Origin of the sequence: Allobosea sp. (genome assembly GCF_035944895.1) — a bacterium.
GTDB lineage: Bacteria > Pseudomonadota > Alphaproteobacteria > Rhizobiales > Beijerinckiaceae > Allobosea.
Genome location: NZ_DASZAT010000014.1, coordinates 170,045 through 187,069, shown reverse-complemented (window position 1 = coordinate 187,069; position 17,025 = coordinate 170,045). Strand labels below are relative to the sequence as shown.

Below are 17,025 nucleotides of genomic sequence, written 5' to 3'. Positions count from 1 at the left end.
TGCCGACCCCTGAAATCGCCGTTTTCTGACGCCGATCAGCGCTTCGAGAACTGGAAGCTGCGGCGGGCCTTGGCCTTGCCGAACTTCTTGCGCTCGACCACGCGCGAGTCGCGGGTCAGGAAGCCTTCCTTCTTGAGCGGGCCGCGCAGCTCGGGCTCGTAGAAAGTCAGAGCCTTCGAGATGCCGTGACGGACCGCGCCGGCCTGGCCGGAGAGGCCGCCGCCCTTGACCGTGACGACGACGTCGTACTGGGTCATGCGATCGACCAGCATCAGCGGCTGCTGCAGGATCAGGCGCAGCACCGGACGGGCGAAGTAGACTTCCTGGTCACGGGTGTTGACCGTGATCTTGCCGGAGCCCGGCTTGATCCAGACGCGGGCGATGGCGTTCTTGCGCTTGCCAGTGGCATAGGCGCGGCCCTGCGCATCGACCTTCTTGACGTGGACGGGAGCCTCGGCCTGGACGCCCTTGGCGACCTGACCGAGCTGCTCGAGAGACTGGAGAACCTCGGCCATCGTCAGACCCTCGCGTTCTTGCGGTTGAGCGCCGCGACGTCGAGCGCCTCGGGCGACTGGGCGGCATGCGGATGCTCAGCGCCCTTGTAGACGCGCAGATTGCCGAGGATCTGGCGGAAGAGCGGGCCGCGGGGCAGCATGCGCTCGACAGCCTTCTCGACGATGCGCTCCGGGAAGCGACCTTCGAGAATGAACTTGGCGGAGCGTTCCTTGATGCCGCCGGCATAGCCGGTGTGATGGTAGTAGATCTTCTGGTCGCGCTTGCGACCGGTCAGCACCACCTTGTCGGCGTTGATGACGATGATGTTGTCGCCGCAGTCGACATGCGGGGTGTAGGCGGCCTTGTGCTTGCCGCGCAGACGCATCGCCACCAGGGAGGCGAGACGGCCAACGACGAGCCCGGAGGCGTCGATCACAACCCACTTCTTCTCGACATCGGCGGGCTTGAGCGAGATGGTCTTCATCGCGGCACCCTTCGGCTGCTTGAAAAAAGGACAAGCCGCCGGCAGGCCGGCGGCGGTGTGGGCGCTGGATAGGCGGCTACCCTGGCGATGTCAAGCGAGGATAATGCGCTGCTCTGACGAAAAACGCATTGTTTTCAGCGCAATGCACAAAACGGTATCCAGATACCGCAATTATCTCCCCACCGGGATCGAGTAGGTTCCCGTGGCGTGGCAGACCATCTCGGTTTCTCCCTGCGAATAGAGGCAGACCTCGCCGACGGCGAGGCGCTTGCCAAGCTTGAGCAGCTTCGCCTCGCCGATCAGCGCTGACTGTCCGGGCTTGCGCAGGAAATTGTAGTTGAGGCTGGTGGTCACCGCGAGCGCGACCGGGCCGATCTGGGCGAGGATCGCGACATAGAGCGCGAGATCGGCCAGCGCCATCATGGTCGGGCCGGAGATGGTGCCGCCAGGCCGCAGATGCTTCTCATGATAGTCGCAGCGCATGCGCGCCGAGAGGGGGCCGACCTCCTCGACGAAATAGGTGCGCCCGCCATAATGGAGCTGCGGGAAGACCTGATCGAGATAGGCCTCGATCTCGGCGGCGCTCATGCGGGTCGTCATCGTGCGGAAAACCGTGGGCTGATCGGACGTTAGCCCCCTTGCAGCACGGCCCCCGCCTTCCGACAATAGGATAAACCGCGAAAGGCCTGTTGCCATGAATGCCCATGCCAAGGCGCAGATCCTGCTGCGCGAGGATGCCGACGGCATCGCGACGCTGACCCTGAACCGGCCCGAGGCACGCAATCCGCTGAGCGAGGCGATGCTGGCGGCGCTGTCCGAGACGCTCGCCGCCATCGCGAAAGACCGCAGCGTCCGTGCCGTGGTGCTGGCGGCGGCCGGCCCGGTCTTCTCGGCCGGGCACGATCTCAAGGAGATGAGCGCGCGCCGGGCCGATCCCGATCGCGGCCGCGCCTATTTCGCCGATGTCCTCGGACGCTGCTCTGGTGTCATGCAGCAGATCACCGCCCTGCCCCAGCCGGTGATCGCAGCGGTCGAAGGCACGGCAACCGCCGCCGGCTGCCAGCTCGTCGCGACCTGCGACCTCGCCGTCGCAGGCGAAGGCGCGCGCTTCTGCACGCCCGGCGTCCATATCGGCCTGTTCTGCTCGACGCCGATGGTGGCGCTCTCGCGCAACCTTTCGGCCAAGCATGCGATGGAGATGCTGCTGCTCGGCGAGATGGTGCCAGCTCCGGAAGCTGCCCGCATGGGCCTCGTCAACCGCGTCGTGCCGGCGGGCGAGGCGCTGGCCGAGGCGAAGCGGCTCGCCGCGATCATCGCCTCGAAATCGGCGGCGACGGTCAAGGTCGGCAAGCGCACCTTCTACGAGCAGCGCGAGATGGGGCTGAAGGCGGCCTATGACCATGCCTCGGCGGTGATGGTCGAGAACATGCTGGCCCGCGACGCGGAAGAAGGCATCGGCGCCTTCATGGCAAAGCGTACGCCGGACTGGCGCCACAGCTGAACAGGCGGGCTCGCCCCGGGGCGAGTCCGCTGGTTGGACGCCTATGCGTTCATTTCTGCTCGATCAGATGCCGAAGAGCGGGATCGGCTCATATCTCGCCGGTGCCGGCTCGGCCTCCGCGGGCGTCGCCCGCTGCGCCTGCTCATCAGCCGGCAATTGCAGCACGGTCGCGCTCTGGCCCACCGAGAGGTTGGTCAGCAATTCGATCCGCCCATTCGGCAGCTCTATGGCGTCGTGATGGGCATAGGGTTTGTCGAGATCGACCTGGCGGAAGCGAGCCAGCGTCTCCCCGAGCCGGCGATGCGGCAGGAAACCGATCGCCCTGTCGCATTCGATCTCGGCCGAGAACGCCAGCTCCGTGCCGGGCATGACGCAAACCGCGACGTTCGGCTCATTGGCGGCGCAGAACCCGCGGGTGCTCGACCCCGGGAAACCGGTAGTCTTGAGGACGTCGCCGACCTTGGCAGGAGTCGACATAACATGGTGCAGACTGTAGTCGCACATGGCAGGCCCTCCTTACTGATGAAGAGCGGGATTTGCCCTTCACTCCTGAAGATGGGGAACCAGCTTGCCGACGCCATGTTCCGGACATCCGCGCGACTTTGCCGCCGATTCAGGGAAGGCTGGTAATTCGTTCAATTCGCTGGGATTTTGACTCCGTGAATCACGACGCTTACGACGATGCGCTCATTCGCCGCATCCTGCGCGAGGTGAAGACCGTCGCGCTGGTGGGCGCCTCCGCCAACGAGGCGCGGCCGAGCTGGATCGTCACCAAATACCTGCTCGATCGCGGCTATGACGTGATCCCGGTCAATCCTGGGCTCGCCGGCCAGACATTGCTGGGCAAGACCGTCTACGGCTCGCTGAAGGAGATCCCGCAGCCGGTCGACATGGTCGAGATCTTCCGCAACTCGGAAGCCGCCGGCCCGATCACCGACGAGGCGCTGAGCCTGGATCCGCTGCCCAAGGTGATCTGGATGCAGCTCTCGGTGCGCAATGACGAGGCCGCGGCCAAGGCCGAGGCCAAGGGCGTCACCGTGATCATGAACCGCTGCCCGAAGATCGAATATGGCCGGCTTTCGGGCGAGATCGGCTGGCAGGGCATCAATTCGCGCATTCTCTCGGCGAAGAAGCCTGTGCTCGCCGGCAAGGGCTTCCAGAAGCTGACGATCAACCGTCCGGGCACGTAACCCCTTCCCCGCCGCCGGACGATCGCTAATCTCGCCGCTCCCGCTCTTGCCGGAGAAGGCCGATGCCCCCTCTCGATCGCCGCAACGTCCTGCTCGCCGGGCTTGTCAGCGCATTCGGTACCGGCAGCGCCCACGCCGCCTTCCCGGAACGGCCGATCCAGCTCGTCGTGCCCTTCGCGCCGGCTGGCGGCACCGATATCGCGGCGCGCCGCCTCGGCGAGACCCTGGCGCGGCAGCTCGGCCAGTCTGTGATCATCGACAACCGGCCTGGCGCCAACGGCATCGTCGCCGGACAGGCCGTGGTCAAGGCTGCGGCCGACGGCCACGCGCTCCTCGTCGCGACTGCGGCAAGCTTCGCCGCCGCCCCGGCGCTCGGGCAGCGGCTGCCCTATGACGTCGAGCATGACTTCGTCCCCGTCGGCATGCTCGGCCTGTTCCCGCTGGTGCTGAACGCCTCGCCGACCCTGCCGGTCAGTTCGCTCTCCGAACTCCTCGCCTATGCCAGGCAGCGCCCCGGCCAGCTCAATTTCGCCTCGGCCGGGATCGGCGGCACCAACCACCTCGTCTTCGAGATGATCATGCAGGCCGCCGGCCTCAAGCTGGCGCATGTGCCCTATCGCGGCGCCGGGCTCGCCGCTGCCGACCTGATGTCGGGCCAAGTCCATGTGATGATCGACAGCCTCGCCGCCAGCCTCGGCAACATCCAGGGCGGCAAGGTGAAGGCGCTCGCCGTCACTACCGATGCACGCCAGCCGCAGCTCCCTGACCTGCCGACACTCAGGGAACAGGGCGTCGACCTGATCTATCCCGGCTGGGCCTCGATCGTCGCGCCGGCCGGCATCGCGCCCGATACGCTGCGCATCCTGAGCGCTGCGATCAACGCGGCGATGACCGACGCCGAGCTGGTCGCACGCTATCGCGAGCTGGTGATCGAGCCCGTCGCCTGGAGCCCGCAGGAAACCGGCGCCTTCATGGCCCGCGACCGCGCCATCCTGACCGAGCTGGTGGCGAAGACCGGGATCAAGCTGGCCGAGTAGGCGGAGACAGGCATGAGCCAAGACAGCACGACCTGCTGCATCGCCGGCGGCGGCCCGGCCGGGATGATGCTCGGCTTCCTGCTGGCACGCTCCGGCGTCGATGTGATCGTGCTGGAGAAGCACGCCGATTTCCTGCGCGACTTCCGCGGCGACACCATCCATCCCTCGACCATGCAGGTGATGCACGAGCTCGGCCTGCTGGACGAGTTCCTCAAGCTACCGCATGTCAGGGAAGACGACCTCGTCGCCCGTTTCGGCAATGAGGACATCACCGTCGCCGATTTCAGTCACCTGCCGGTCAAGGCGCCCTTCATCGCCTTCATGCCGCAATGGGACTTCCTCGATTTCCTCGCCGATCGCGGCCGGGAGTATCCAAGGTTCCGCTTGCTGATGCAGACGAAGGCCACCGGGCTCATCGAGGAGAACGGGCGGGTCGCGGGAGTGAATGCGGACGGCCCCGACGGCCCGCTGGAGATCCGCGCCGACCTCGTCGTCGCGGCGGATGGCCGGCGTTCCGACGTGCGCGACGCCGCGGGCTTCAGCGTCACCGAACTCGGCGCGCCGATGGACGTGCTCTGGTTCCGCCTGAGCCGCCGACCGGACGAGCCGGCGCAGGCCTTCGGCCAGGTCGCGGCCGGGCGCTTCTTCATCCGGCTCAATCGCGGCGACTACTGGCAATGCGCCTTCATCATCCCGAAGGGCTCGCTGGAGCGCCTGCGGGCCGCCGGGCTCGACGCCTTCAAGGCCGGGCTCCTCGCGCTGGCGCCGGAGCTGGCCGATCGGACTGGTGAACTCTCCTCCTGGGACGACATCAAGCTGCTCTCGGTCGCGGTCGACCGGCTGGAGCGCTGGTGGCAGCCGGGGCTCCTCTGCATCGGTGACGCCGCGCATGCGATGTCGCCGATCGGCGGCGTCGGCATCAACCTGGCGATCCAGGATGCGGTCGCGGCTGCCAATCTGCTGGCCAAACCGCTGCGCGAGAGAACCCTGGCGGATACCGACCTCGCCGCCGTGCAGAAGCGGCGCGAATGGCCGGCCAAGGTTACACAGGGAGCGCAAATCGCGATCCAGAACCGGGTGATCACGCCGCTGCTTGCGGCGGACAAGCCGATCGCGCCACCCTGGCCGCTCAGGCTGCTGCAACGCTTTCCATTACTGCGCCGCCTGCCGGCCCGCATGGTCGGCATGGGCGTCCGACCGGAGCATATCGGGCCAGAGCTAGCGCCACGACCATGATTTGACGCCTCGCAGACCGTTCGTTAAATCGAACAAGACCGTTTCACGATCAGAATTATCAGGGAGCACGCCATGTCAGACCGCGCACCGGGTTTCCACACGCTCGCCGTCCATGCCGGCGCCGCTCCCGACGCAGCCACCGGCGCGCGCGCCACGCCGATCTACCAGACGACCTCCTTCGTATTCGACGATGTCGATCATGCCGCCTCGCTGTTCGGGCTGCAGGCCTTCGGCAACATCTATACCCGCATCGGCAACCCGACCAACGCGGTGCTGGAAGAGCGTGTCGCGGCGCTGGAGGGCGGCACCGCCGCGCTCGCGGTGGCTTCAGGCCACGCCGCGGAGTTCCTGTGCTTCCACGCGCTGCTGCAGCCGGGCGACGAGTTCGTCGCCGCCAGGAAGCTCTATGGCGGCTCGATCAACCAGTTCAACCACTCCTACAAGAACTTCGGCTGGAACGTGATCTGGGCCGATTCCGATGATCTGGAAGCCTTCGCCGCGGCGGTGACGCCGAAGACCAAGGCGATCTTCATCGAATCCATCGCCAATCCGGGCGGTGTCATCGTCGATATCGAGGGCATCTCGAAGATCGCGAAGAAGCACAACATCCCGCTGATCGTCGACAACACGATGGCGAGCCCTTATCTGATCCGCCCCTTCGAGCACGGCGCCGACATCGTCGTGCATTCGGCGACCAAGTTCCTCGGCGGCCATGGCAACTCGATCGGCGGCCTGATCGTCGATGGCGGCTCGTTCAACTGGGTCGGCGACGAGCGCTACCCGATGCTGTCCAAGCCGCGGCCGGAATATAACGGCATGGTGCTGGGCGAGACCTTCGGCAACTTCGCCTTCGCGATCGCGACCCGCGTGCTCGGCCTGCGCGACATGGGCCCGGCGCTGTCGCCCTTCAACGCCTTCATGATCCTGACCGGCATCGAGACGCTGCCGCTGCGCATGCAGCGCCATTGCGAGAACACGCTCAAGGTCGCGACCCATCTTGCCAAGCACCCGGCGGTCGAGTGGGTGAACTATGCCGGCCTGGCGGACAACAAGTACCACGCCCTCGCCCAGCGCTATTGCCCCAAGGGCGCCGGCGCGGTCTTCACCTTCGGCCTCAAGGGCGGCTACGACGCCGGCATCCAGCTGGTCTCGAAACTCCAGCTGTTCTCGCACCTCGCCAATATCGGCGACACGCGCTCACTGGTGATCCACCCCGCGTCGACCACCCACCGCCAGCTTTCGGACGCGCAGAAGACCGCGTCGGGCGCCGGCCCCGAGGTGGTGCGCCTGTCGATCGGCATCGAGGATGTCGAGGACCTGATCGCCGACCTGGATCAGGCGCTGGCCTGATCCATTTCCTCGCGGATGCGGCGGGCGGTTGCCTGCTGCTCATCCGCGGGCGGTCGCGGGCAGTCGCGATAGGTCACGACCTCCTCGGCGATGTAGCGCCGGGAGGTCACATCGTCGGAGCGCACCATCGGAATGAGATGGGCGTGCGCATGGGCGATGTCGTTACCGGTGAACATGAAGGCGACCTTCGGCACGCCGTAGATCCGCTTCAAGGCCTTGGCCACGCGCTGGCCGAGCTGGATGATCTCGGCCGCGAGCTCCGCCGGCAGCTCCTCGAAATAGGGATGGTGAGCCCGCGGCACGATCTGGACATGGCCCGGTCGCACCGGCGCGATATCGAGGAAGGCGACGAGGTTCTGGGTCTCGGCAACGCGATGCGACGGCACCTTTCCGGCCGTGATCGCACAGAACAGACAGCCGTCAGGCCGCATGCCGCTCTCCCTGTTGCGTGCGTGTGAGATGCACCACGCCCATCGCCAGCACGGTGAAGCCGAGCGCCTGATGGGCGAGGCCGGCCCAGAGCGGCACGACCAGCAGCAGCGTCACGATGCCGAGCACAGATTGCGCGAGCACGAGCCCGGCAATGGCGGTCGCGCGCTTGGCGGCGCCTGAGCCCGGCGCGGCGCGGCGCAGGCTGAGCATCTGCCAGAGCGCGAAGGCGAACAGGACATAGGCGCCGATGCGGTGGTTGAACTGCACCAACGCGACATTGTCGACGAAGTTCTCCCAGAACGACATGCCGGCGAAGAGGGTCGTGGAGGACGGCACCAGCGCCCCGTCCATCAGCGGCCACGTGTTGAAGGTGAAGCCGGCCCTGGAGCCAGCGACGAGCCCGCCGAGCGCGATCTGCACGAAGAGCAAGAAGAGCAGGAGCCAGGCGGCTGCCCTGCCCCGTGCCGGCTCGATCCGGCGCAGCGGGGTCAGCCAGGTTGCGAAGGCGATGACGCTGGCGAAGAAGAGGCCGGCGAAGGTCAAATGCAGCGTCAGCTTGACCGGCGCGACGGCGATCATGCCAGGCTGCAAGCCCGAAGCGACCATGATCCAGCCGATCGTGCCCTGCAGGCCGAGCAGCAGGCCCATGCCGAACAGGAGCGCGGTTTCGCGCCATGGCATCGAGCGCCGCAGCAGGACGACGAGGAAGCCGGCGAGGTAGAGCAGGCCGATGAAGCGGCCGAGCTGGCGATGGCCCCATTCCCACCAGTAGATGAACTTGAAGTCGGCGAGCTCCATGCCGGAATTCAGAAGCTGGAACTGCGGGCTGAGGCGATATTTCTCGAATTCAAGCGCCCAGGCAGCATCGCCAAGTGGTGGAATCGCGCCGGTGACCGGCCGCCATTCGGTGATCGAGAGGCCCGAGCCGGTCAATCGCGTCGCCCCGCCGACCACGACCATGACGAAGACGAGGAAGGCGACGGCCCAGAGCCAGCGGCGGATGCCGGCATGGTTCGCAACGGCCGGAACGGCAGGCTGATCGAGCGCGATCGTCACGGCGGCGGGACCTCGGGTCGCAGGGAGCAGGCTTGAATACGCTTCACAAGCGCGGCGGCGGGTGACAGATAGTCCGCCCGTGAGACCTGAACAACGCCCGCAATGCCGCAGCCCGGACTGAAGATCGCCATGAGGCAGACCCATCGCAAGCTCGTCGGCACGGTCGTGATGATCGTCTTCGTCTGCGTCTACGCGCTCGTCGCCATGGCGCTGGCGCAGGGGCGGATCACCGAAGCCTCGAAGCCGGTGCAGACCATCGCCTATATCGTGCTCGGGCTCATCTGGGTGCTGCCGCTGCTGCCGCTGATCAAATGGATGGAGCGCAAGGACGAGGTCTGATCGCCGTTTCTCGGCGTCGGCATTGCGAGATCATCGCCGGCTCGAACACTCCCAAGCCGCCTTGTCGTTTCCTGCATTTTCGGCCCACCGAACTTAAAAAACTTGCGGCTGGGCCGCCAATTTAGAGCGCCTCTCTCTCAACGACCGCAATAGCGTTTCGCCGCGATCGATCAGGTCGACCGGCATAATGCATGCCGCGGATGAGTTGGGGGGATGGGGTCATGAAGAGGTTGCTACAGCTGGGCTCGCTCGGGCTCGTTCTCAGCGGGAGCCTGGCGCAGGCCGGCACGCTCGACACCGTGAGGCAGCGCGGCGTCCTGAAATGCAGCTCGACCATGGGCACGCCCGGCTTCTCCATCGCCGACGCGACCGGCCGTCATCGCGGCCTCGACGTCGATTTCTGCCGGGCTGTGGCGACGGCAGTGTTCGGCGATCCCGAGAAGGTGATGATCGTGCCGCTCCCAGCAGCGGCTCGGTTCACGGCGCTGCAGTCCGGCGAGGTCGACATCCTCTTCAATACGACGACCTGGACGATGGGGCGCGAGACCACCAACGGCATTCTGTTCGCGGCCGTGACCTATTACGACGGCCAGGGCATCATGGTCCGCTCGGGCGAGGTCAAATCCGGCAAGGAGTTGAACGGCGCGACGCTCTGCACCAATCAGGGCTCGACGACCGAGCTCAACCTCACCGACTTCTTCCGCACCAACAATCTGAAGAACGAGATCGTTGCGTTCGCCAGCCAGGAAGAGGCGCTGCAGGGCTATCAATCAGGCCGCTGCGACGCGTTCAGCTCCGACCGCTCGGTCCTCTACGCCTTCCGCTCGAAGCTGACCGAGCCGCAAAAGCACACAGTGCTGCCCGATACGCTCTCGAAGGAGCCACTCGGCGCCGCGGTCCGGCAGGGCGACGACCCCTGGTACAATATCGTCAGATGGTCGGCCTATGCCATGCACGCGGCCGAGGAATTCGGGCTGACGTCGAGCACGGTGGAGCAGGCCGCAGCCTCGACGAAGGACCCCAATGTCCTGCGCCTGCTCGGCCGCGAAGGCGCGATCGGCGAGTCGCTCGGATTGTCCAAGGACTGGGCGCTGAACATCATCCGCAAGGTCGGCGCCTATAACGAGGTCTTCGACCGCAATATCGGCAAGGACAGCCCGCTGAAGATCGAGCGCGGCTTGAACGCTTCCTGGAAGCAGGGCGGGCTGCACTACGCTCCGCCGATTCGCTGAGGACCAGCTAGCGGCTAACCGACATCGACCTTCCTGCCGCGATTCCAGAGCAGGAAGGGCAGCCCTGACAGCAGCGACTTCAGCGCCACCTCGCTCTGATGCAGGCCGTTGAGCGAGACGCGCGGCAGCGCGTGCAGATGGTCGGCATGCTCGGCGAAGAGATGCCCCGGCCGGGTCGTCACGGCGCTGGCGAAGCCCGCCTCGTTCGCCAGCGCGAATTCGCGCGGCCCGGCGGAGCCGGGATCGCCGACCGGGTAGGCGAAGTGGCGGACGGGCGTGCCCAGCGCGTCCTCCAGCCAGGCTTTGCTCTCGACGACCTCGCGGCGCGCTTCCTCTTCGGGGTGCTTGGCCAGCATCGGATGGCTCAGCGTATGCGCGCCGATGGTGACGCCGGGCGCACCGGCAAGCGATCGCAATGTCTCGGTGGGCAGGCATTCGCGTTCGACCAGCCCGGCGGAATCGATGCCTGCCTCTGCCGCAAGACCGGAAATCGCCGAGAGCAGAATCGCTTCCGGGCCTTTGCGCAGACGCCAGTAGAGCCGGTCGAACGCATTCTGCTTCTCGCCATCGGTTCCCGCCAGCGCGTCGAAGCGACCATCCGGCAACTCGACAGAGACACGCCGCAGTGCCCGGATCGCCTCCTCCAGCTCCAGCCACCAGAGCCGGGCCGTGCGCTCGGCGAAGCCGCGCACGACATAGAGCGTCCAGGGCGCCTGATGCCTGGCCAGCACCGGCCACGCATGGTCGAGATTGTCGCGATAGCCGTCGTCGAAGGTCAGGGCGACGAAGAAGCGGCCGGGCCTTGGATCGGCCAGCCGCGCCAGCGCCTCATCGAGCGAGACGATGTCATAGCCCTCGGCGCGGATCAGCGTCAGCGCCCGGTCGAGAAAATCGGGCGTGATCTCCAGAAGCCCGTTCTGGCGGAAGCCGCTGCCGGCCGCCGCTGGGCGGACATGGTGCAGCGTCAAGATCGCGCCCTTGCCCTGCGCGAGCCCCCTGCCCCAGCGGTCGGCGCCGGTCGCGGCGATGGCCGAGAAGGCGGCTGAAAAAGCCTTGTGGCGCAGGCTCATGCCCGGCGTCTCCGAGAGATCGATTCAACCCTTCGCTAACGCTGTTCGGCGAAGCTGTCTTGCAACGTCCGCGACAGTGGCAGGTCCGTTCACAATGCGGGGTTAAGGAAAGCGGCATGTCCGTCGTCGCCGACCGCGCGCCCAGCCCGTCCGCCGCCCCTGCCCCGCGGCGGGATGCGGAAGCGTGCCGCTGGGCCAGGGTCGTTGTCGGCAGCGACCTTGCCGCCCTCGAAGCCGATTGGCGCGCACTGGAAGCCGACGCGCTGGTGACGCCCTATCAGGCCTATGACTGGGTCCACCCTTTCGCCACGACGATCGGCCGGGCCGAGGGGATGGACTTCCGTTTCGTTCGGGTCGAGGACGGCCAGGGCGATCTGCTCGCGCTGTTCCCGCTGGTGGTTACCAGGCGCCTCGGCACGCGCTTCGCCGAGTTCATCGGCGGCAAGCACGCCAATTATCACATGGCGCTCTATCGGCCGGACTTCGCCGAAGCGCTCGATGCGGCGGCAGCCCAGCAGCTGCTCCAGGAGATCGGCGCAGCGATCGGCGGGATCGACGCGCTGTTCCTGATCAACCAGCCGACCGCCTGGCAAGGCATCTCCAACCCGCCCGCCAGGCTCGCCGCCGGGCAGAGCCCGAGCCGTGCCTACAAGCTGGCGCTCGAACCGGGCGATTGCGAAGGCACGCTCCGGCGCTCGATGAGCAAGCATGCCCGCAAGAAGATGACGACGAAGCGCAATCGTTTCGCCGAGTTCGGGCCGTCAGAGCTGGTGCAGGCCCGCAGCGACGCCGAGATCGAGCGCGTGCTCGACGCGTTCCTGGCGCAGAAGGCGGCCCGCTTCGCCCAGATGGGCGTGCCGGACCCGTTCGCCGCCCCGGCGATCCGGACCTTCCTGCGCGAGGGGGCGATCGGACGGCCCAGCCATTCTCCCGCGATCGAGCTCTATTCGCTCGACCTCGCCGGCCGTTCGGTCGCGACCTATGTCGGTGCCGTGCAGGGCAAGCGCTTCTCCGGCATGGCGACCTCCTTCGACCTTTTCTCCGAAACATCGCGCACGAGCCCCGGCGAAATTCTCCTGGTCGAGCTGATCAAGCGCAAATGCCAGGTCGGTCTCACCATGTTCGACCTCGGCGTCGGGGAGGCCCGCTACAAGACGACGATCTGCGACGACAGCGACGAACTCGTCGACACCTTCGTCCCGCTCACGGCCAAAGGGCGGGCCTATGCAAGCTACAGTCAGGCGAAGCGCGCGCTGAAGCGACGGATCAAGGCTTCGCCCCTTGCCCTGAAAATGGCGCAACGCATCCTCGGGCTGCTGAGGCGCCGCAAGCCGGCAGAGGCGGACGAGTAGCCCGCCTGCGTCTTCGTCAGAGCGTCTGGGTCATCCGAAACGTGGTGGCCACGTTTCGGTCCGATGCTCAGGCCGGCATCGGCTCCTTGTCCGACACGGCGATCTCGACCGGCTCCGGCGCATCGACCATGACGAGTGCGATCGGGGCTCCGGTCAGGTCGGTGAGGCGATAGGCGGCTTCGACCGCATGGCCGTTGCCGACATGGCCGGCCATGACCAGTGCGCCCTGGGCGCGGCCCAGCAGCGGCGCAAGCGCCTCCGCCTCGTCGGTCGAGGCAGCGGCGACCAGCACCCAGTCATAGGTCTCACAGAGCGCATCCAGCGCGACGTCGACGATGTCGGACGCCGCCAGCACCGCCGCGCGCCCGGCTCGGCCCGGCGCGATCTCATGCAGACGCGAATCCGGCTCGCGCGTGATGATGTCGGAGAACATCGCCTCGCCGGCGAGCAGCTCGGAGAAGCCGGCCTGGTCGCGGGAATCGCTGGAGAGGTCGACCAGGATGCAGCGGCTGCGTTCGGAGAGAAGCAGCGCCAGCGTCCGCGGCAAAGCCTCGCCCGGCTCGGCCCCGTCCAGCACCACGACGAGCGGCGCATGGCCTTCGCTCGGCTTGTTGATGCAGGCCGCGAGATCGGCCGCGACCGACTCAGGATCGGCGACGTCGAGATGAAGCTGGCCGACACGCCCGCCATGGGTCAGGAGGCCGGCAATGCGCTCGCGACGCGCCGGCGCCGCCTTCACGACGTTCTGCTCGTCCTCTTCCGGCGTCTCCATCTGCGGCTCGGCGCGTGCGCGCATCTTGCGGCGCGGCGCGTCCTCGGCGGGCGCCGGGCTTCCGCCGTTCAGAAGCTCGCGCGAGACGACCGCCGCCAGCGCGACCAGGAAGGTCGCGAGCGTCGCGACCACCATGGTCGGCAGCTTCTTCGGGAAGGAGGGCGCGGTCGGCTCGACCGCACGCGAGATGATGCGGGCATCGGCCGGCGTCGCATTCTGCGCGTCGCGAGCGAGCGCCTCGCGATAGCGCAGCATGTACTGCTCGAGCTGCTCGCGCTGGGTGCGGGCCTCGCGCTCGAGCGCCCGCAGCTGAACCTCGTCGTCATTGGCGCCGGAGACCGTCTTCTTCTGGCCGTCGAGGGCGGCGGTGACGCTCTCGACGCGCTGGCCGGCGATCTTCGCCTCGTTCTCCAGCGTGCGCACGGCGCGCTCGGCGGCGGCGCGGATCTGGCCCTCGAGATCGGCGAGCTGGGCGTTCAGCTCCTTGATACGCGGGTGCTCCGACAGGAGGTTGCGCGATTCGAGCGCGATCTGGGCACGCAGGTTGACGCGCTGCTCGATCAGCCGGCGGACGAGCTCGTTGTTGGCGACATCCGGAATCTCGAAGGTGCGGCCGGCCTTGATGGCGTCACGGATGATCGAGGCCTTGGCCTGCGATTCGGCCTGCTGGTTGCGCGCGGTGGAGAGCTGCGCCGACAGGTCGGCGAGCTGCTGGGCGGTGATGGTGGTGTTGTTGGTGCCGACGAGCAGGCCGTGGCGGGAGCGGAACTCCTCGACCTTGGCTTCGGACTCAGCCAGCTTCCTGCGCAGCGGCTCGATCGTGGTCGAGAGCCAGGACGAAGCGCTGCGGGCGGTGTCCTGCTTGGCCGCCTCCTCCATCTCGAGATAAGCGGCGGCGATGTCATTGGCGCCCTTGGCGGCGAGCGCCGGGTCCTGCGAGGTGAACTCGACCGCGACGATGCGCGAACGCCCGACGGGGAAGACCAGGAGCCGGTCGTAGTATTTCTCCAGCACCCGCTCCTCCGGCGAGCGATCGGCCGGATGGGCGCCGATGCCGAGCAGAACGCCGACCTTCTTCAACGCCCCGAGCGCACCGGCGCCGGAGTCGAATTCGGGATTGCCGACCAGCCCGATGCGCTTGATCGCCTCGCGCGCCAGATCCCGCGACATGATGACCTGGACCTGGCTCTGCACGCCTTCGGCATCGAACTGCTGGCCGGAATTGTCGGACGCCTGGCCCGGCCGCGTGTAGTAGCTGTCGCGGCTCTGCAGCAGGAGCTGGGCCTGGCCGGTATAGCGCGGCGGAATGACGTTGACCGCAACGAAGGACAAGCCCAGCGCCGCCAATGTCGGCCCGATGATCCAGAGCTTCTTCGCCTTGATCGCAGCCCAGAGAGCCGGCAGGTCGAGCAGGTCGGAGCGGCTCTCGCCGGCGGCCGCAACGGTATCGTAGCGAGCGGTCATGAGACTTCCATTCACGCAGAACTCTTGTGCCCCTGGGGGAGCACGCAGTCTCATCTGAGCGCATTAAGGTTATTGGCGGGTTAAAGCGGCGCAGCGCCGGGATGTCTCTCGCGACCGGGCGCTCAGCTTTTATTAACCATGCTGGCCTAACCCTACGGGCAGATTCTGAAGGGTTCGCCGGTGATGATGAGTAGACATCCCGTCTGTTTGGCGCTTGCCGCTGCGCTCGCAGTGGCCGGCTGTGCGCCGCGCATCGAAGCGCCCGAATTCGCCGTCGAGCGGACCGCTCCCTACCAGCTCGCCAGCGGCGACAAGCTGCGCGTCATCGTGTTCGGCCAGGACAATCTCTCGAACATCTATGCCGTCGACGGCTCCGGCCGCATCTCCATGCCGCTGATCGGCGCGGTCGAGGCGCAAGGGCGCTCGACGCAGCAGCTTGAGCGCGCGATCGAGGGACGCCTGCGCGCCGGCTATCTGCGCGAACCAAAAGTCTCGGTCGAGGTCGATGCCTACCGGCCGTTCTTCGTGCTCGGCGAGGTCACCAATTCCGGCCAGTTCCCGTTCGTCAACGGCATGACGATGCAGACCGCGGTGGCGATCGCCGGCGGCTTCACCCCGCGCGGCCAGCGCAACTATGCCGAGGTCACCCGCCTGATGGACGGCCAGCTCGTCACCGGCACGGTGCCGATCACCTATCCGGTCCGGCCTGGCGACACGATCGTGATCAAGGAACGCTGGTTCTGACCGGCTCTCCCCGGGATACCACCATCATGCCCGCCGCGGCCGGCTCCGCTCCGCTCAAGATCCTGCACGTCTTCCGCGCGCCGCTCGGCGGGCTCTTCCGGCATGTCCTCGATCTCGCCCGCGGCCAGATCGCGCGCGGTCATGCCGTCGGCATCTTCTGCGATTCGACCACGGGCGGAGCGCGCGCCGACCAGGTCTTCGCCGAGCTCGCACCGCAGCTTTCGCTCGGCGTCACCCGCGTACCGATGTCACGCTATCCGAGTCTCACCGACCTGCGTGCGCAGATCTCGGAGGTCTCGACCCGCAATCGAATCGCGCCGCAGATCGTGCATGCGCACGGCTCCAAGGGCGGCGTCTACGCCCGCCTGCCGGCCCTGGCCTCGCCCGGCCGGCGCTACGTCACCGCCTATACCCCGCATGGCGGCAGCTTCAACTACAAGCCCGGCAGCGCCGAGCACCGCATCTACATGACGATCGAGCGCCTGCTCGAGCGGGCGACCGACATGTTCCTGTTCGAGAGCGCCTTCATCGCCGGGCGGTTCGAGGCCCATGTCGGGCACAAGCCGCGCACCGACCATCGCATCGTGCTGAACGGCATTTCGGAAGCCGAATTCGAGCCGATCGATCATGCCGCTGCCGAGTTCGACCTCGTCTATCTCGGCGAACTGCGCTCGGCCAAGGGCGTCGACACGCTGATCGAAGCGCTCGCGCTGCTGAAGCACCGCGACGGGCTGGCCCCGCGCATCCTGATCGTCGGCTCCGGCCCGGACGAGGCGCTGCTGCGGCAGATGACCGTCGACCAGGGCGTCGCGAGCCAATGTGTCTTCGAGCCGCCGGGACCGATCCGCGCCGCGCTCGCCAAGGCGCATGTCATGGTGATCCCGTCGCGCGCGGAATCGCTGCCCTATGTGATTCTGGAAGCGGCAGCGGCGGCGCAGCCGCTGATCGCGACCGATGTCGGCGGCATCAAGGAAATCTACGGCCCCCGGCACGCCGGCCGCCTGATCTCCGCCAACGAGCCGGCCATCCTGGCCGACGCGATCCGCAAGGTCCTGGCGACACCGGCGGCAGCGCGGCTGGCTGAGGCCGCCGACCTTGCACTGCATGTCAGGGCCAATTTCTGCCTGAATGCGATGATCGACGGCGTCCTCGACGCCTATCGGACCGCGCTCGTCAAGCGCGCCGGCTGACGTCCTGGCGGCCGCCTCCAGTTCCGCTTTCGCGAATCCTCGCCTATGCTCGCCAGCGTCGCGGCGGCTTGGCGTTGGCCC

General features: G+C 67.1%; 18 protein-coding genes. 10 read left to right on the top strand and 8 right to left on the bottom strand.

Features of this window, described 5'->3' with window-relative positions:
* Window positions 1-35: 35 nt before the first annotated feature.
* The 3 genes from rpsI to VGV58_RS26310 all read right to left on the bottom strand — a co-directional run bounded on the left by rpsI (window position 36) and on the right by VGV58_RS26310 (window position 1,579).
* Window positions 36-515, bottom strand: a complete 480-nt coding sequence (gene rpsI / locus VGV58_RS26320) for a 30S ribosomal protein S9 (RefSeq protein ID WP_326877019.1) — start codon at window positions 513-515, stop codon at window positions 36-38.
* 2 nt (window positions 516-517) lie between these two features.
* Window positions 518-979: a 50S ribosomal protein L13 gene (gene rplM / locus VGV58_RS26315; RefSeq protein WP_126112599.1), complete on the bottom strand. Its 462-nt coding sequence runs from the start codon at window positions 977-979 to the stop codon at window positions 518-520.
* A gap of 171 nt (window positions 980-1,150) precedes the next feature.
* A complete protein-coding gene (locus VGV58_RS26310; protein ID WP_326877018.1) occupies window positions 1,151-1,579 on the bottom strand; it encodes a PaaI family thioesterase in 429 nt (142 codons plus the stop codon).
* Window positions 1,580-1,673: 94 nt separating this feature from the next.
* On the opposite strand from VGV58_RS26310, the gene VGV58_RS26305 reads away from it, so the two are divergent.
* Complete coding sequence (locus tag VGV58_RS26305) at window positions 1,674-2,480, top strand: enoyl-CoA hydratase (RefSeq protein ID WP_326877017.1); 807 nt, start codon at window positions 1,674-1,676, stop codon at window positions 2,478-2,480.
* 63 nt (window positions 2,481-2,543) lie between these two features.
* On the opposite strand, the gene VGV58_RS26300 is transcribed toward VGV58_RS26305, so the two are convergent.
* Complete coding sequence (locus VGV58_RS26300) at window positions 2,544-2,984, bottom strand: hypothetical protein (protein ID WP_326877016.1); 441 nt, start codon at window positions 2,982-2,984, stop codon at window positions 2,544-2,546.
* 155 nt (window positions 2,985-3,139) lie between these two features.
* Here VGV58_RS26300 and VGV58_RS26295 point away from each other — a divergent pair, with 155 nt between their 5' ends.
* The 4 genes from VGV58_RS26295 (at window position 3,140) to VGV58_RS26280 (ending at window position 7,293) form a co-directional block, all read left to right on the top strand.
* On the top strand, window positions 3,140-3,670 hold the full coding sequence (locus VGV58_RS26295; RefSeq protein ID WP_326877015.1) for a CoA-binding protein: 531 nt from the start codon (window positions 3,140-3,142) through the stop codon (window positions 3,668-3,670).
* A gap of 62 nt (window positions 3,671-3,732) precedes the next feature.
* Window positions 3,733-4,707, top strand: coding sequence for a Bug family tripartite tricarboxylate transporter substrate binding protein (locus VGV58_RS26290; protein WP_326877014.1), 975 nt, complete (start codon window positions 3,733-3,735; stop codon window positions 4,705-4,707).
* A gap of 12 nt (window positions 4,708-4,719) precedes the next feature.
* Window positions 4,720-5,943 carry an FAD-dependent oxidoreductase gene (locus VGV58_RS26285; RefSeq protein WP_326877013.1) on the top strand — a complete coding sequence of 408 codons (1,224 nt, stop codon included), beginning with the start codon at window positions 4,720-4,722 and terminating at the stop codon, window positions 5,941-5,943.
* Between the two features lie 72 nt (window positions 5,944-6,015).
* Complete coding sequence (locus VGV58_RS26280; protein WP_326877012.1) at window positions 6,016-7,293, top strand: O-acetylhomoserine aminocarboxypropyltransferase; 1,278 nt, start codon at window positions 6,016-6,018, stop codon at window positions 7,291-7,293.
* Here the strand turns inward: VGV58_RS26280 and VGV58_RS26275 are convergent.
* Together VGV58_RS26275 and VGV58_RS26270 are read right to left on the bottom strand one after the other, a co-directional pair.
* On the bottom strand, window positions 7,278-7,724 hold the full coding sequence (locus tag VGV58_RS26275; protein ID WP_326877011.1) for an HIT family protein: 447 nt from the start codon (window positions 7,722-7,724) through the stop codon (window positions 7,278-7,280). The genes VGV58_RS26280 and VGV58_RS26275 overlap by 16 nt on opposite strands.
* On the bottom strand, window positions 7,714-8,811 hold the full coding sequence (locus VGV58_RS26270) for a COX15/CtaA family protein (protein WP_326877080.1): 1,098 nt from the start codon (window positions 8,809-8,811) through the stop codon (window positions 7,714-7,716). Before VGV58_RS26270 ends, VGV58_RS26275 begins: the two co-directional genes overlap by 11 nt.
* A 99-nt stretch (window positions 8,812-8,910) precedes the next feature.
* Between VGV58_RS26270 and VGV58_RS26265 the strand changes: the two genes are divergently transcribed.
* A complete protein-coding gene (locus tag VGV58_RS26265; protein WP_326877010.1) occupies window positions 8,911-9,120 on the top strand; it encodes a DUF2842 domain-containing protein in 210 nt (69 codons plus the stop codon).
* 221 nt (window positions 9,121-9,341) lie between these two features.
* Window positions 9,342-10,352, top strand: a complete 1,011-nt coding sequence (locus VGV58_RS26260) for an amino acid ABC transporter substrate-binding protein (RefSeq protein ID WP_326877009.1) — start codon at window positions 9,342-9,344, stop codon at window positions 10,350-10,352.
* Window positions 10,353-10,366: 14 nt separating this feature from the next.
* On the opposite strand, the gene VGV58_RS26255 is transcribed toward VGV58_RS26260, so the two are convergent.
* On the bottom strand, window positions 10,367-11,422 hold the full coding sequence (locus tag VGV58_RS26255) for a polysaccharide deacetylase family protein (protein WP_326877008.1): 1,056 nt from the start codon (window positions 11,420-11,422) through the stop codon (window positions 10,367-10,369).
* 116 nt (window positions 11,423-11,538) lie between these two features.
* Between VGV58_RS26255 and VGV58_RS26250 the strand changes: the two genes are divergently transcribed.
* Window positions 11,539-12,774 carry a GNAT family N-acetyltransferase gene (locus VGV58_RS26250; protein WP_326877007.1) on the top strand — a complete coding sequence of 412 codons (1,236 nt, stop codon included), beginning with the start codon at window positions 11,539-11,541 and terminating at the stop codon, window positions 12,772-12,774.
* Window positions 12,775-12,841: 67 nt separating this feature from the next.
* Here VGV58_RS26250 and VGV58_RS26245 read toward each other — a convergent pair whose 3' ends face one another.
* Window positions 12,842-15,010: a GumC family protein gene (locus VGV58_RS26245; RefSeq protein ID WP_326877006.1), complete on the bottom strand. Its 2,169-nt coding sequence runs from the start codon at window positions 15,008-15,010 to the stop codon at window positions 12,842-12,844.
* Between the two features lie 186 nt (window positions 15,011-15,196).
* Between VGV58_RS26245 and VGV58_RS26240 the strand changes: the two genes are divergently transcribed.
* Together VGV58_RS26240 and VGV58_RS26235 are read left to right on the top strand one after the other, a co-directional pair.
* Entirely contained in the window at window positions 15,197-15,754 is a 558-nt protein-coding gene (locus VGV58_RS26240; protein WP_326877005.1) for a polysaccharide biosynthesis/export family protein, read from the top strand.
* Between the two features lie 26 nt (window positions 15,755-15,780).
* Window positions 15,781-16,944, top strand: a complete 1,164-nt coding sequence (locus tag VGV58_RS26235; protein WP_326877004.1) for a glycosyltransferase — start codon at window positions 15,781-15,783, stop codon at window positions 16,942-16,944.
* Window positions 16,945-17,025: the final 81 nt, after the last annotated feature.